The organism is Cyclobacterium jeungdonense, assembly GCF_010994275.1.
GTDB lineage: Bacteria > Bacteroidota > Bacteroidia > Cytophagales > Cyclobacteriaceae > Cyclobacterium > Cyclobacterium jeungdonense.
Genome location: NZ_WMCD01000007.1, coordinates 45,994 through 60,442 on the forward strand (window position 1 = coordinate 45,994; position 14,449 = coordinate 60,442).

Consider the following 14,449-nt stretch of genomic DNA (forward strand, 5'->3'; position numbering starts at 1 on the left):
ACTTAATTTTCGGTTTCGATTTTAGAGCTGAACGGCCATTCCGGGTCTTCAACCCTTGATTCCTCCATCAAGCTATCCATTTCTGCTACAATTTCTGGATGTTCCCCACTCAGGTCCTTGGTTTCACCGGGATCCTGCTCCAGGTCATACAGCAAAATTGCCTGGTTGCCGTCAAAAACATCCAAACGGATCCCCTTCCATTTGCCCATGCGCACCGCCTGCTTACCCCCTTGCTCGTGAAATTCCCAATAGAGGTGGTGGTGGGTCTCCTGTCCGCTTTTTCCCAAAAGGGTAGGCAAAAAGGAAATTCCATCAATACCTTGTTCATAGCTCGCACCCGCCGCATCGGCCAGGGTGGGCAAAATATCCCAAAAAGCACTGATATGATCTGTTTGGCTGCCCGCCCTCACTTTCGCTGGCCAGCTGGCAATCATGGGCACATGAATCCCCCCTTCATGTAAATCCCGCTTGTATCCCTGAAAGGGACCATTGCTGTTAAAATAGTCAGGATCTGCTCCCCCCTCATGGTGCGGGCCGTTGTCGGAGGTGAATACAATCAGGGTGTTCTCCAAAATACCCAGGGAATCAAGGGCACTTACAATCTGTCCCACCTGATCGTCCAATAAGGTCACCATGGCAGCGAAGGCTGCATGTGGATAGGGCTGAGATCCGTAACCACCCACTTTGTACCGGGGGTGATCCGGGTCGTCCACCCCTTCGTAGGGCATTTCCGGCCCCAGCAAGCTTTCGTATTGATAAGGGGGCTCGGGACTGGTTCGTTTCAGAAACATTTCCATGTACTCCTGCGGAGCAAATAACTCTGCATGGGGAATGATGGATGGCATGTAAAGAAAGAAAGTAGTGTCTTTGTTGGTTTCAATAAACTGCAATCGTCGTTCCTGAATCAGTTCCGGTGCATACTGCCCCTCGTCGGTACCCTGATTGCCCTCCAAAGCAAGGATGGCATCATTATCGTTTAATTCTCTTGGATAGTAGTTATGGGCAATGGTCTGACTATTGTACCCAAAAAATACATCAAAACCCTGGACAAGAGGATCCCCTGTAGAACCGGGGAAGCCCAACCCCCATTTTCCAAAAGCACCCGTCACGTAACCCGCATCTTTTAATACTTTTGGCAAGGTTTGAATGTCTTCCGGTAAGGGGTATTGTCCCCCTTTCAAACCACGGTTTCCACGTATCGGCGTATGCCCGGTATGTAACCCGGTCATCAAAGCCGAGCGGGAGGGTGCGCAAACCGTGGATCCCGCATAATGTTGGGTAAACACCATGCCCCGTGCTGCCAGATCATCAATATGCGGGGTTTGGAATTTTTCCTGACCCAAAAAACTCAGGTCTCCATATCCCAGGTCGTCGGCCAGGATATAAATGATATTGGGCTTTTTATCCTGCTCCTTTTCCTCTTCGGTCGCCGGGCTGCAGGCAGCAACCGCTACTGATAATAGGGTAAATACTAAGAATTTAGCAGTAATTTGTTGCAATTGGTTTTCCATTTTGGGCAATTAATTTAGTTGGAGGAACTGGCATATAAGCCGGTATTTCCCTTTTCCATAAGGGGCATCAATTCGGCTACGATTTCCGGATATTCGGCCGCCACGTTTACTGTTTCCATGGGATCATTTTTGTGATCATACAACTCTACGGCGGGTTCTGCTTCCCGGAAATAATGGGTGAGCCGGTACCGATCCGTCCGCATGGAAATGCCGTTTCTGAAATAACTAAAAGCCGCGGCCTCTCGTTGGGGGTCAGTCCCATTTTTCATCAGGGAAACCAGCGACTGCCCATCCAGTGGAAAATCGGTGGGAATATCGGTAAGCTCCATCAAGGTAGGATACAGGTCGATGCTGCTAACGGGCGCCTCGTTTCCAATTTTTCGGGCTGCCATTCCCGGAACTTTAATCATCAACGGGCTGCGGACCGCCATTTCGAACGTTGTGTGCTTACCCCAGATCCGGTGGTCTCCCAGGTGCCAGCCATGGTCTCCCCATACTATAACGATGGTATTGTCCGCAAGCCCTTCTTCTTCCAGGGCATCCAATACCTTGCCCACCAGGGCATCACTATAGCTGACGGCAGCATAGTAGGCATGCCGTAATTTCCGGGCATACTCATCTGAAAGCTTCCGGTCCAGACCGGCTTTCTCCTCCCCCAACTTATAGGAATTGAATTCTCCACTTTCATGTAAACTTTTTGGGTGAACATTCTCGGGTAATTCAGGAAAAGCGGAAAGCGGGATATCCTCACGATTATACAGGTCCCAGTATTTTTTGGGTGCCGTAAAAGGCAGATGAGGCTTAAACAAACCCAACCCCATAAAAAAGGGCTGGCCTTTAGCCGAAAGTTCTTTCAGCTTTTTCACGGCCAGTTGGGTGGAAAGTCCGTCCGGATATCCCATGTCATCCACCTCGCCTGCTTCGTAAGGCTTGACCTGATTGTCTTTTCCCTGCCGGTTGGAACCATCTGCGTAGCCAAAAAAGGCATTCCAACCCGTTCCCCATTTGCCGGCATCGAATAGCATTTCGTCCCAGCTATGGGGCATTTCCATTTTGGCTCCTTCGGGGCTTTCTTCATAGCCATACCACAAGCCATCCACCGAATGGCTGATTTTTCCTATCCCGACCGTATAATAGCCGTTTCTTTTGAGGTGATGTACAAAACTTTCCGGTCGTTCCTTTTCCGGCTCGTTGGATAGGAACTGTTCAATGGCAGAATTTTGCAGATGATTGGTGGTCTGCGGTAACAAACCGGTCAAAATGCTGCATCGGGAGGCTCCACAGGTGGGCACCTGTACGTAATGATTCAAAAAAACCGATCCTGAATCTCCAATAGCGTCCAGATTTGGAGTTTGAATAATTTCATTGCCATACACCCCCAGTTCGGGGCGCAAATCGTCGATGGCGATGAATAAAACGTTGTAAGGCTTTTCTTCAGCTTCTGGTTCCGAGCAGGAAAATAAAAGGATAAAACAAAGGCAGTAAAAGAAAAAAGCGCGGATTTTGGTCATTGGGTTGAAATTTAAGCCTGAAATAGGGATTAAGCACTGGCTTAAATATAACGGGAAATCGCTTAAATTAAAATAAACCTAAGTGAAAGCGGCAAATTCTATACTTTTTATTTTATAGCATATCTCTTAGTCCAAAGAGAAATAGATAAGATATTATAAAGAAGAAAAAAGTAAACGGTGGAATTGCAATTATTTTTTATATATTCATGGTAAACATTTAGCAATCAGTTATTTATATATGCGTTCGTGTTTACATAACATAAATGATTACATGCGGAAAGGACTTTTTTTCGTTCTTTTGTTTTTAAGTTTAATCAGGCCCGGCTTATCTGATTCATCCACTGCATTAAAACTAAATAGTTTTAAAGAAAATGAAGTTATCCTCAACCAAAACTGGAAATTTCACACCGGAGATAATCCATCCTGGGCGAATCCCGATTTTGACGACAGCAATTGGTCTCCTATAGACCCCACAACGGATATCCATTATTTGACTGATTTGAGAGCTGCTGAAATGGGATGGTTTAGATTGCATTTGAATGTTGATGAATCTTTATTGAACATTCCGCTGGCGCTGACCATTTTCCAAAGAGGAGCATCTGAGATCTACCTGAACGGCAAGTTGATCCATACATTGGGGGTGGTCAGTCAGGACCCCAATAAAGAAGTGCTTTTCAACCCAAATTTCACCCCTTACAGCTTTCAATTTCAAGGCCAACCCAATCAGGTTTTGGCGGTGCGTTTTTCATTTACCAAAAGAAATCCCTATATGAATTTCCTCGGGCTTTGGGGAGGCAATCCAACCTTGATTATTCAATTGGGGCAAATGGATAATGCTATACAAAGCATGTTGCAGAAAAGGGCCATAGTTACCTCCAGACTGGTAGGAAAGGCTACTTTTTTATTGTTCCTGGCATTGCTTCACCTTTTCTTTTTCCTCACCTATCCAACCAATAAAACCAACCTTTACTATAGCCTGTTTACCAGTAGTTTGGCCTTAGGCTACTTTCTGGAACATGTTTTCCGCTTTATGCCCAGAGAAGGGGATTCCTATTTTGTAATCGGATTGATCAGTTGCCTTTTTTTCAGCACGTACATCATATGGGGAATAAAGGCGGTGTATTCCTTTGCCAGGGAAAAATTGGATGGTTTATTTTGGTTTGCCACGGTTTCAGCTTTGTTGTTTATACCCTCCTGGAAGTGGCCCTATGAAGCAGCTAACTATTATTGGCCGTTTTTTCTAATTTCGGGGCCAACGGTTGCGGTTTTGGTTAGCTGGAGAGCTGTCCGGAAAAAAATCAAGGGTGCATGGATTGTCTTCTTAGGTTGGTCAGGAAATTTTCTTTTTTGGTCACTATTTTGCCTGTTTTTCTTTAACATACTTCCACGCATTCCCTACGATATAGCCATCACACTAGATCTGGCCGTATTTTGTGCGGCCATTTCCTTTTCTGTTTTACTGGCAATAGAATACGCCCAAACCAAACGGTCCCTTCAGACAAGCCTGCTGGACATGGAAGTCAAGCGGCTCGAAACCGAGAAAATGTTGGAACTAGACAAGACCAAGTCCGATTTCTTTGCCAATATTTCCCACGAATTCCGTACCCCACTTACCCTGATCGGAGGTACATTGGATCAGTTGGAAGAGAAGAGTAAAACGCATTATTTACTACGGGAAGGACATGAATTGATCAAAAAAAATGCTGATCGGTTGCTCCAATTGGTCAACCAATTATTGGACCTTTCCAAATTGGAAGCGGGGAAATTAAAGCTGGAAAAAGCACCTGGCGAGATCGTCGGTTTCTCAAAAAGACTGGCAGGGACGTTTTCGTCCCAGTTTGAAAGCAAGCAGATCACTTTTGTTACCCATTTTCCGAAAGGCCCTATTTACCTGAACTTTGATCAGGACAAGTTGGAAAAGGTAGTAGCAAACCTGTTGATCAATGCCTTCAAGTTCACTCCAACCGGAGGAAAGGTTCATTTCGACCTATCCAGAATAGCTGAAATGGATTCAAGCGTTCATTTGGAATTCAAAATAACAGACAATGGAATCGGCATCAGTCCCGAAAGGTTGCCTCGTATTTTTGACCGCTTTTACCAGGGGGAGGCGTCTGCCACCCGGGCTTATGAAGGTACGGGAATCGGATTGGCATTGGTCAAGGAACTCACCGAGCTGCAAGGCGGAAGCATCACTGTGGAAAGCAGTCCGAATTCGGGAACAACATTCACGGTAGCACTGACCTTGGAACATGTCGGCGAAGAAGCGATGGCTGAATTGGAGAAATTAGAAAGCGCTTTCAACCCTGTTTTGATAACCCAGGAAACAAATCATACCAACAACAAATCCCCCAAACAAGTAGCAATCTCAAATGGTACTTTATCTGCTGTTTTGATAGTAGAGGATAATCAAGACCTGAGGCATTTCATTGCTCAAAGTTTACGGGAACAGTATCAGGTGCTGGAAGCTGAAAATGGCCTGGAAGGATTCCGGTTGGCCACTGAAATCATGCCTGACCTGATCATCTCTGATGTGATGATGCCGGTCATGGATGGTGTCAGCCTCAGTGAGCAAGTAAAAAACGACGAGCGGACCAGCCACATCCCCTTTGTCCTGCTTACTGCCCGGGCTGATTTAGAAAGCAAAATCAGCGGTCTGGAAACAGGTGCAGATGCTTACCTGACCAAGCCATTCGACATGAAAGAACTCAAGGTGCGGATCCACCACCTTATCGAAGGCAGGAAAAGGCTTCGTGAAAGATTCAGCCGTTCGCTCACCTTGCAGCCCTCAGAAATAGCAGTCACTTCAACGGATGAAAAATTCCTAAAAAAAGCCTTGGCCATCCTGGAGGAGAACCTCACGAATACGGATTTTGATGTGGGAATTTTCAGCAGGGAAATTGGGATGAGCAGGACCAACCTCCATCGGAAGCTAAAGGCATTGACCAACTGTTCGGCTACTGAATTTATCCGGATAGTCCGACTGAAACGGGCCATGTACCTGCTGGAACAAAAAGCTGGAAATGTCTCCGAAGTGGCCTATGCTGTCGGATTCAATAGTGTATCCTATTTCGACAGGTGTTTTAAGAAACATTTTGGTAAGACACCATCTGAACTAATTTCTTCCTGAGAAAACCACCTGATTTTCACGCAATTGCAGCCCTCATAACGAAATCTAATACATAATCCGGGTTGAAATCGAATAGTGCATAGTGGAAATTTCAAAACTAACTGAAAAGAACCAGAACATTTTTTCCAAAGAGATTCAACTGAGGATAAGATTCTATCGTAAGAGTCCTTCCTAAAATAGGAAACTTCAACCAGACCTGGAACATCTGTATCAACAGTTGAAACTTAAGTACTAACTACGCACGAGGGTAATTATTTAGCTTTAACCCAGATAACAAATTCAAAATGTCATGAAAGAAAAAATAGAAACAAAGAGACAAGCTAACAACACTTTATTCGGAGAGCATTTTGAGCAAGTAGCCTGGGTGGTCCCAGATATAGAGAAATCTGCCAAATTTTTTCAGGAGACCATGGGGTTTCCGCGTTTTCTGAAAATGGAAAATTTACAGTCCCGGGACTTGGAAGGTACCTATAAGGGACAACCGTCCGATTTTAAATTTCATCTGTATTTGTCCATTTCAGGAGGAACGATGTTGGAGTTGATCCAGCCGGTTTCTGGCAAAAGCATGTATACCGATTTTCTGGCCGATCATAAAAATGGGGGCATTCAGCATATTGCCTATTCAGTACAAGTTAAAGCATTTGAAAATGCTGTTAACCAGTTGAAAAGCAAGGGGTACAGTGTCAGCCAAAGCCTGGTTTTACCCGTGGCAAGGGTTGCTTATTTTGATACTTATAAAGAAATAGGGGTTGCAACGGAGATAATTGGACTGACTGAAGCGGGCAATCAACTGATCGAACAGCTTACTACGGGGAATTATTAATGTTTAAGTTTAACACAACAACAAATACGGAGTTTGGAAACCTCAAAGTTCTTAAACCTTTGGGGTCTTTGAGACCCCGAAGGTTTTTTCGTGAACACTTTGGTAAAGACCTTGGGGGTTGGGAAAACCCCAAAGGTCTGCATGCTGGATAACCGTTGAGGTTTTTGCAACCCCGATGGTTTTTTGTGTGTACGTTCATTGCGTAAACGTTTGATAAAGACGGTTTTTTTTGAAACTCCAAAGGTCCCCTTCAACCAATGGGGGCTTCGACTCCGTTTTTCTTTTTCGGAATGGGGAAGACCCTCGAGGTTTTGGAAACATCAAGGGTCTGAGTTGGTTTACTTTTCTTTTTCCAGTTTCTCTGGCCGGCAATTCATGCCGAACGTAGCTTCTACGGCATCGTACCAATCGGTATCCTCTTGCGCATTCCAATCCACCCATTGCTCGTCATTCATTGAAGCACGCCAGTTAATAAACGGCACAGCATCGGGGCCTACAGGATGTTTTAATTGCCATGTGCCGCTTTCGGCTATTTCCAATATTTTGTCCGCTACTAAACTCGCTGGTGTTGGGGTTTTGAGAGCTTCAGCGAACAATCTGGCAAAACGACGTACTTGTGGATAAAGGGAATTAATCATTAATGAACATCTAACGGCTGCTTCGGTATCAATAATTCCCGGCTCAACTACTGATACTCGAATATTGAAGGGCTTTACCTCTTGTGCCAACGCCTCGGTAATCGCCTCGAGCGCAAATTTGCTCGCGCTATATGGTCCCATCGGTGTACAGGCAATTTTACCAGATATAGAACTGATATTGATTATACAACCACTTTTATTTTTCCGCATGTTAGGCAGAACGGCCTTTATACACCGAAGGGCTCCAAAATAGTTGGTTTCCATCAGGGCTTTAAATTCTGCTATAGGCACTTCTTCTACCGAACCAGGCTGCCCAAATCCTGCATTGTTCACCAGTACATCAATGGGCCCATGATCGGAAGCAATCTCCTGTATGCACTGCGCAACGGATTCATCCGAATCTACATCCAGTTGATGGATGGAAATTGGCAAGGATTCCTGTTTGCTGTAGCGCATAAGCTCAGCCCCATTTTCCAGGTTTCGCATCGTGGCAAAAATCTGGTGGCCAGCCCGGCCAAAGGCGAGGGCCGTTTCCCTCCCGATCCCCCTACTTGTTCCGGTAATCAACACAGTTTTCATGATTAAGTTAAGTTATGTTTACTATTATTCCAAGGTCAAAAACTCGCTATTTGTCATACGGCATTTTTAGTCAGGGTACAATGTTATTGTTACACCTGAAGAAGTTTTTGGGGTCAAATTTTTGTTTTACCTGCCGCAACCTTTTATAATTTTCTCCATAGGCAGACCGAACCCGATCCGCCCCTTCATCATTGAAAAGCGCATTGACATATACACCACTGCTAAAAAAAGGCTTCATGGCCTCAAAGAAATTTCTCGTCCAAGCAATATGGATATCATTTTCATCGGGTTGGTTCCACAAGGAAATAATGACAAAATCATAGGGAGATTCCCTTTGTCTAAAGGCGGTCGCATCCGGAGCTACTTGGTTGATGGCACCATGGTGGTGTTCTATCAGGACCATGGTACGGGGAGATGTTACGGATGGAATTTGATTTTTGAAGGTCGAAATAGCCTCATCGCTTAAGGAAGTAAGCTGATTGGCCTTCCAATAACTGAATTGTCCATGGGGCACCGTTTGGTCGAGCATGGCCTGCTGCTGGAGATAAGGCATGGGTCCAATCATGTCCACTAATGGGGGGCCGAAAGCACGCAGAGGAGCGATAAGCTTTTCTCCTTCTTTCAGGTCGTGACCACAATAACACAATGCCATACCAGCCATTGGCATGCCTTCAGGACTTGTCATGGTGAAAGCATAGGTGGTTAATTCATCCGGCGCATTTTGTGTAAAGTTTCGGAAAAACTTCAGCATTTCTTCTATTTTTTCCATGGGATGCAGCACCATGCCTCCTATGATGGTTCCGACAGGGTACAATTGATAAGTAAAGGAAGTCACTATCCCAAAATTCCCCCCGCCTCCTCTGATGGCCCAGAAAAGGTCTGGATTTTCTTCTGCGCTGGCCTGCAAAACTTCTCCATCGGCAGTTACCAGTTGTGCGGAAAGCAGGTTGTCACAGGTAGCACCGTATTTTCCCATCAACCAGCCTACTCCCCCTCCTAATGTCAGTCCAGCTATACCCGTGGTGCTTACCGCTCCTCCCGTCACCGCTAATCCATGCTCTTGAGTTGCTTTATCAAATTCTCCCCATAAAACCCCTGGCTGGGCGATTACCGTTCTTGTCTTAGGATCTACCTTGATTTCCTTCATATTGGAAAGGTCAATGACCATTCCGTCATCACAGATGGCAAATCCCGCAGCATTATGTCCGCCTCCCTTTACGGCTACCAATAGCTGATGCTTCCTTGCAAAATTGACAGCAGTAACGACATCGTTGACATCGGTACATTGGATGATACAGGCAGGTTTCCGGTCGATCATGCCGTTCCAAATCGCCCTGGATGCATCATAATTTTCTGAATCAGGCAATATGAGCAATCCAGTCAGGGTCTTTTTCAGGTCTTCCCAGGTTTTATTTGATAGGGTTTTTTGCAGCGTTTCCATAACTAAAAGAATTTATGTGAAAGATGAATGGAAGAATGAATTTTAATTAATCCACCTCAATTTACATGGTTTGTATCCGTACATATTGTATAAATGTTTCAAATATTTGTCTTATTGTTCCATCTTTACTGGTTAGCCTGAGAGGGGGTCGTCTACAGTATCCATTGGAACATCTGCACCAGGTTTTGGAACATTTGGTTAAAACCTTTTTCGCTTTATTCCATAGGTTTGTTTGGCTCCAGGGACCAGGGTAACAACTACCAAGTACTCAAGGAGCTTATCTAATCTGCCAACCTAAAACCCAATTTTTATGAAAACCAACGAATTGATTTCAGACGATAAAAAAATCGCAGAAATTGAGATGGAAGCATTCAAATCATCTCTAAGGAGAGCACGTCTCCTTCCCGATGGGGTAAAGGTTTTTGGTTTCGTGATCTGCTGGACCGGAGATTTAGAGAAGGGAATCGCCAATTAGAACCGCTTCGAGCACTACCACCACCCCTGGCCGATTTGATAGCTCCTGTCCCCTATGTCCAGCTTCAGAAAAGTATTGATGCAGCAGTACCTCATGGCATGCATCGGTACAACAAAATGGGGTACATTCCGGAAATAACCGATGAACTGATCGACATTATCGTTAGAAACACGAAGGAAATCAGTCCCTATTCCATGATTTTATTTAATGTAATGAAAGGAGCAGTGACTCGGGTGCGGCCAGAAGACACTCCCTTCCCCTACCGGGGCAGGCAATGGTATTTCGACATTACACCACAGTGGGTGGATCCCGAAGAGGCTGATTCCCTGATTGCCTGGACCAGGGCATTCTGGGACGAAGTGGAACCCCATACCCAGGGCACCGCAGTCAACTGGCTTTCTCCTGACGACGGCTTGGACCGGGTCAAGGCGGCTTACGGCCCCAATTATTCCCGATTGGCCCGGCTCAAGCACAAATACGATCCGGATAATTTCTTCAGGTTAAATAATAACATTCTGCCTAATGCAAATGGGTGGAAAAAACACAACTATTTTGATACAGCTTAAAAAAGGTATCTATAAAAGATTTATAGCTGAAATATAACCTACTTCCAGACTGGAATTTAGCTCAAAATGCCCTGCAACTTGATTTTAATCTTCTGATTTGAGGCAAAGAAGTGTGGTTTAATGGCTTTATCATTGATATTATATATACCAATGGCCTGATTTGCATGAGGACCTAAATTTGGGTCGCTATTTGAAATAGGAACTTTCAAAAATGGATACCTCTGCGTCTGTGCAAATGACCGATATTGTTTAAGTAGGCTTACACTCCAATTCTCCTACTTATTTAGGTATATTTATGAAATTTTTTTAGATTAGGAAAAATGGCGCATCAGTATGGGTCCCGTAACCAGCCAGCGACATAGATTCTAATTTTACTAATTTACCCAATTCAAATAATTTTTTGTAGCATCTATGGGAATATTATAAAGTTTGCTTTTCTTTAACTTTACCTGCACGGCCATAGGCCAACTAACCCTAACAAAATGAGCCCAAAAAGAATCGTAAAACTCAGCCCTCCTCCCAAAACGGCCGCCGGACTTCGATCCATTCAATCAGTGGCTTATTCCCTTTGGGAAGAAACCCATATAGGACGGGGGGTTAAAACCCTCTTGAAGCTAAATCAACCCAAGGGGGTTGATTGTCCCAGTTGTGCCTGGCCCGATCCTGATCCGGAAGAAGTTTCTAAAATAGCGGAATATTGCGAAAATGGGGCTAAGGCTATCGTTTGGGAAAGTACTTATAAACGGCTGGATGCTGCATTTTTCCGTCAATACAGTGTGAAAGATTTACTCGAAAAATCCGACCATTGGCTGGAAAAACAGGGCCGCCTGACCCAACCCATGGTCCTGAAGGAAAATGACAGCCATTACTCACCCATCTCCTGGGAGGATGCCTTTGCCTTCATTGCCGAAAAATTGAACGGATTGCCAACCCCGGATCATGCTTTGTTTTATACATCGGGTAGAACGAGTAACGAAGCGGCTTTTCTCTACCAATCCTTTGTGCGGCAGTTTGGGACCAACAACCTTCCCGATTGCTCCAATATGTGCCACGAAGCTTCCGGTAAGGCACTTTCCGAAACTCTGGGGATTGGCAAAGCATCCGTGACCTTGGCCGACATTCCGGAGGCAGACCTGATGCTGGTCCTGGGCCAAAATCCCGGAACCAACGCGCCCAGAATGCTCACCTACCTGGAAAAGCTCAAAAAAAACGGGGGAAAGCTCATCATGGTAAATCCGCTTCCTGAAACGGGTTTGATCCAATTCAGAAATCCCCAAAAACCCTGGGAATGGGTAGGCAAGCCAACGATCATACATGACCTGCATCTGCAGGTGACGTTGAACGGCGATCTAGCGCTGCTTAAAGCCTTGCTCAAATTACTTCTGGAAGCGGATGCCAGGGGCGAAAAAAAGGTGTTTGACCATGCCTTTATTCAGAAGCAGACCAGCGGTTACGAGGATCTGGTCCGGCATTTGCATTCCACTGACTTACAGGAATTAATAGACGCGAGTGGTGTACCAGAAGAAAAAATTAGAGAGGCCGCCGACCTGCTCGCTTCCAGCAAAAAAATTATCATTGCCTGGGCCATGGGCATTACCCAACACCGCAATGCAGAAAATACGATTCGAGAAATCGTCAATATACTATTGGTGAAGGGTTCCATTGGCAAAAAAGGAGCCGGTACCCTGCCAGTTAGAGGCCACAGCAACGTGCAAGGGGACCGTACCATGGGTATTTGGGAGAAAATGCCCGATAGTTTTCTGGATCGGTTGGGAGCCGCATTCTCATTTAATCCTCCCCGCCACCATGGCGTTGGAGCCGTAGGCGCAGTCGAAGCGATGCTGTCCGGTAAGGCCCGGGTATTTTTCGGAATGGGTGGCAATTTTGCACTGGCAGCTCCGGATACTGGAAAAGTTTTCCAGGGATTGCAGCAATGTGACCTCACCGTTCAGGTTTCCACCAAGTTAAACCGCAGTCATCTGATCCATGGGCAAACAGCGGTAATACTTCCCTGCCTGGGCCGAACGGAAAAGGATGTCAGCCCATCAGGACCACAGTGGGTCAGTACAGAAGACACCGCTGGCCGGGTGCGCATGTCTCAGGGTGACCTGGAACCGGCATCCGATCAGCTCAAAAGTGAAGTGGCCATCGTATGCGGTTTGGCAAGGGCGGTCCTGGGAACAGAAAATCCCACAGATTGGGAAGGAATGGCGGTCGATTACGACCGAATCCGGGACAAAATTGAAGAAGTTATTCCAGGATTTGAGCAATATAATCAACGGGCACGCATTCCTGGTGGATTTTACCTTCCAAACGGCGCCCGGGAGGGTACGTTTCATACGGTAGATCAGAAAGCAAAAATAACAGTCAATCCGCTACCTCAATATTCGGCTCCGAAAACGCCCTTTACCCTCATGACCATCCGCAGCCATGATCAGTTCAATACAACGGTATATGGCTATAATGACCGCTATCGGGGAATCTCCAATAGCCGGGAGGTGGTCATGATGCATCCCGATGACATGCAGGAGTACGGATGTAAATCCGGTGATCTGGTGAAATTGACCAGCTTTTTTGATGGAGAACAGCGGGTTTTGGAGGGTTTTCAGGTGATTCCCTATGCCATCAGTAAGGGCTGCCTGGCGGTTTATTTCCCCGAAGGAAACGTATTAATTGCTTTAGGTAACCGGTCGGATGAAAGCCATTGTCCGGCATCCAAATATGTAGAAGTCCATTTAGAAATCATGAAGGCATGAGCGGGAAGAGAGGGCTGGTAATCCCCTGGACAATACGAAAGCAGAACCAGGCCGGAAAGGAATCCCTTTCGGATTTGGTTGCGGTAGAGGAGCCGCTGCAAATCCAATTGGAATACGAAAAATACGGCGAATGGCATCGCAAAGACCTGCTGGTAACGATGAGAAGTCCCGGCCAGGATTTTGACCTTGCGATGGGCTTTCTTTATGCAGAAGGAATCATCCTCCAGGAAAGAGATATTTTGTGGATGCGCTATTGCCAGCAGGTCAAACCCGAGGAGGAAGGAAATGTAATGCGGGTCCGGTTGATTCCAAACCTGGATTTTGATCCTGAGAAACTGAATAGAAATTTTTTCACGCATTCAAGTTGCGGTGTATGTGGCAAAACGGCGATCGATACTGTGAGGTGCGATGCTGCCGGCTTGCCATTCAATTCGGACCGGAAAATTTCGGTGGTTACAGTTCAATCCTTAACTCAAAAGCTGAATTCACAGCAAACGGGATTTAACTACACGGGAGGGCTCCATGCTGCCGTGCTTTACGAGGATTCGGGGGATATGCTTCTCCTCAGGGAGGACGTGGGTCGTCATAACGCGTTGGATAAATTAATCGGTGCCGGACTCAGACAAGGCATTAACCTCTGGGAAAACAAAGTGGTATTGCTTAGCGGTAGGGTGAGTTTTGAAATGGTGCAAAAAGCGGTAAATGCTGGTATCCAGGTGCTGGTAGCATTAGGTGCTCCCACCAGCCTTGCAGTAAGGCTGGCAAACGAAAAAAACCAAACTTTAATTGGATTTTTGAAAAAAGACAGATTCAATATTTACAGTGGAGAAGAAAGAATAAAATAGTGGGTAAAAAAATCATCAAAATAATACCCACCATTTGCAATAGAAAAATCTATTTCGAAAAATTTACTTATCACCTCTTACAAAGGTAGAAAGCCTGGGGGTATAAAAAATACCCGGATCGGGGTATTTTTTCTGCATTCTCAGGAACCAGAACGTACCCATCAAAATAAAAAAGGC

10 protein-coding genes are annotated in these 14,449 nt (G+C 45.6%); 6 read left to right on the top strand and 4 right to left on the bottom strand.

Annotation, left to right across the window (positions count from 1 at the left end; genetic code table 11):
* Positions 1 to 2: 2 nt before the first annotated feature.
* The gene (locus tag GKS34_RS14695) at positions 3 to 1,511 is read right to left on the bottom strand and encodes an arylsulfatase (RefSeq protein WP_163385706.1); all 1,509 of its coding nucleotides are present in this window, start codon (positions 1,509 to 1,511) and stop codon (positions 3 to 5) included.
* Between the two features lie 14 nt (positions 1,512 to 1,525).
* Positions 1,526 to 3,022 carry a sulfatase gene (locus tag GKS34_RS14700; protein WP_163385708.1) on the bottom strand — a complete coding sequence of 499 codons (1,497 nt, stop codon included), beginning with the start codon at positions 3,020 to 3,022 and terminating at the stop codon, positions 1,526 to 1,528.
* 271 nt (positions 3,023 to 3,293) lie between these two features.
* Here GKS34_RS14700 and GKS34_RS14705 point away from each other — a divergent pair, with 271 nt between their 5' ends.
* Complete coding sequence (locus GKS34_RS14705) at positions 3,294 to 6,149, top strand: ATP-binding protein (RefSeq protein WP_163385710.1); 2,856 nt, start codon at positions 3,294 to 3,296, stop codon at positions 6,147 to 6,149.
* A gap of 289 nt (positions 6,150 to 6,438) precedes the next feature.
* A complete protein-coding gene (locus GKS34_RS14710; protein WP_163385712.1) occupies positions 6,439 to 6,972 on the top strand; it encodes a VOC family protein in 534 nt (177 codons plus the stop codon).
* Between the two features lie 338 nt (positions 6,973 to 7,310).
* On the opposite strand, the gene GKS34_RS14715 is transcribed toward GKS34_RS14710, so the two are convergent.
* The gene (locus GKS34_RS14715; RefSeq protein ID WP_163385714.1) at positions 7,311 to 8,189 is read right to left on the bottom strand and encodes an SDR family oxidoreductase; all 879 of its coding nucleotides are present in this window, start codon (positions 8,187 to 8,189) and stop codon (positions 7,311 to 7,313) included.
* A gap of 70 nt (positions 8,190 to 8,259) precedes the next feature.
* Complete coding sequence (locus tag GKS34_RS14720; RefSeq protein WP_163385716.1) at positions 8,260 to 9,630, bottom strand: FAD-binding oxidoreductase; 1,371 nt, start codon at positions 9,628 to 9,630, stop codon at positions 8,260 to 8,262.
* A 310-nt stretch (positions 9,631 to 9,940) separates the two neighbouring features.
* Here GKS34_RS14720 and GKS34_RS14725 point away from each other — a divergent pair, with 310 nt between their 5' ends.
* From GKS34_RS14725 to fdhD, 4 genes are all read left to right on the top strand, one after another.
* Complete coding sequence (locus GKS34_RS14725) at positions 9,941 to 10,105, top strand: hypothetical protein (RefSeq protein WP_163385718.1); 165 nt, start codon at positions 9,941 to 9,943, stop codon at positions 10,103 to 10,105.
* A gap of 35 nt (positions 10,106 to 10,140) precedes the next feature.
* Positions 10,141 to 10,671 carry a BBE domain-containing protein gene (locus GKS34_RS14730; RefSeq protein ID WP_163385720.1) on the top strand — a complete coding sequence of 177 codons (531 nt, stop codon included), beginning with the start codon at positions 10,141 to 10,143 and terminating at the stop codon, positions 10,669 to 10,671.
* 482 nt (positions 10,672 to 11,153) lie between these two features.
* The gene (locus tag GKS34_RS14735; RefSeq protein ID WP_163385722.1) at positions 11,154 to 13,427 is read left to right on the top strand and encodes an FdhF/YdeP family oxidoreductase; all 2,274 of its coding nucleotides are present in this window, start codon (positions 11,154 to 11,156) and stop codon (positions 13,425 to 13,427) included.
* On the top strand, positions 13,424 to 14,272 hold the full coding sequence (fdhD, locus tag GKS34_RS14740) for a formate dehydrogenase accessory sulfurtransferase FdhD (RefSeq protein ID WP_163385724.1): 849 nt from the start codon (positions 13,424 to 13,426) through the stop codon (positions 14,270 to 14,272). The genes GKS34_RS14735 and fdhD overlap by 4 nt, the downstream gene beginning before the upstream one ends.
* The last annotated feature ends 177 nt before the right edge of the window (positions 14,273 to 14,449 follow it).

Bases quoted from the DNA above. Each gene is read 5' to 3' on its own strand.
- fdhD (WP_163385724.1), top strand. From the start codon at position 13,424: ATGAGCGGGAAGAGAGGGCTGGTAATCCCCTGGACAATACGAAAGCAG.
- GKS34_RS14735 (WP_163385722.1), top strand. From the start codon at position 11,154: ATGAGCCCAAAAAGAATCGTAAAACTCAGCCCTCCTCCCAAAACGGCC.
- GKS34_RS14720 (WP_163385716.1), bottom strand. From the start codon at position 9,630: ATGGAAACGCTGCAAAAAACCCTATCAAATAAAACCTGGGAAGACCTG.
- GKS34_RS14715 (WP_163385714.1), bottom strand. From the start codon at position 8,189: ATGAAAACTGTGTTGATTACCGGAACAAGTAGGGGGATCGGGAGGGAA.
- GKS34_RS14725 (WP_163385718.1), top strand. From the start codon at position 9,941: ATGAAAACCAACGAATTGATTTCAGACGATAAAAAAATCGCAGAAATT.
- GKS34_RS14700 (WP_163385708.1), bottom strand. From the start codon at position 3,022: ATGACCAAAATCCGCGCTTTTTTCTTTTACTGCCTTTGTTTTATCCTT.
- GKS34_RS14705 (WP_163385710.1), top strand. From the start codon at position 3,294: ATGCGGAAAGGACTTTTTTTCGTTCTTTTGTTTTTAAGTTTAATCAGG.
- GKS34_RS14695 (WP_163385706.1), bottom strand. From the start codon at position 1,511: ATGGAAAACCAATTGCAACAAATTACTGCTAAATTCTTAGTATTTACC.
- GKS34_RS14710 (WP_163385712.1), top strand. From the start codon at position 6,439: ATGAAAGAAAAAATAGAAACAAAGAGACAAGCTAACAACACTTTATTC.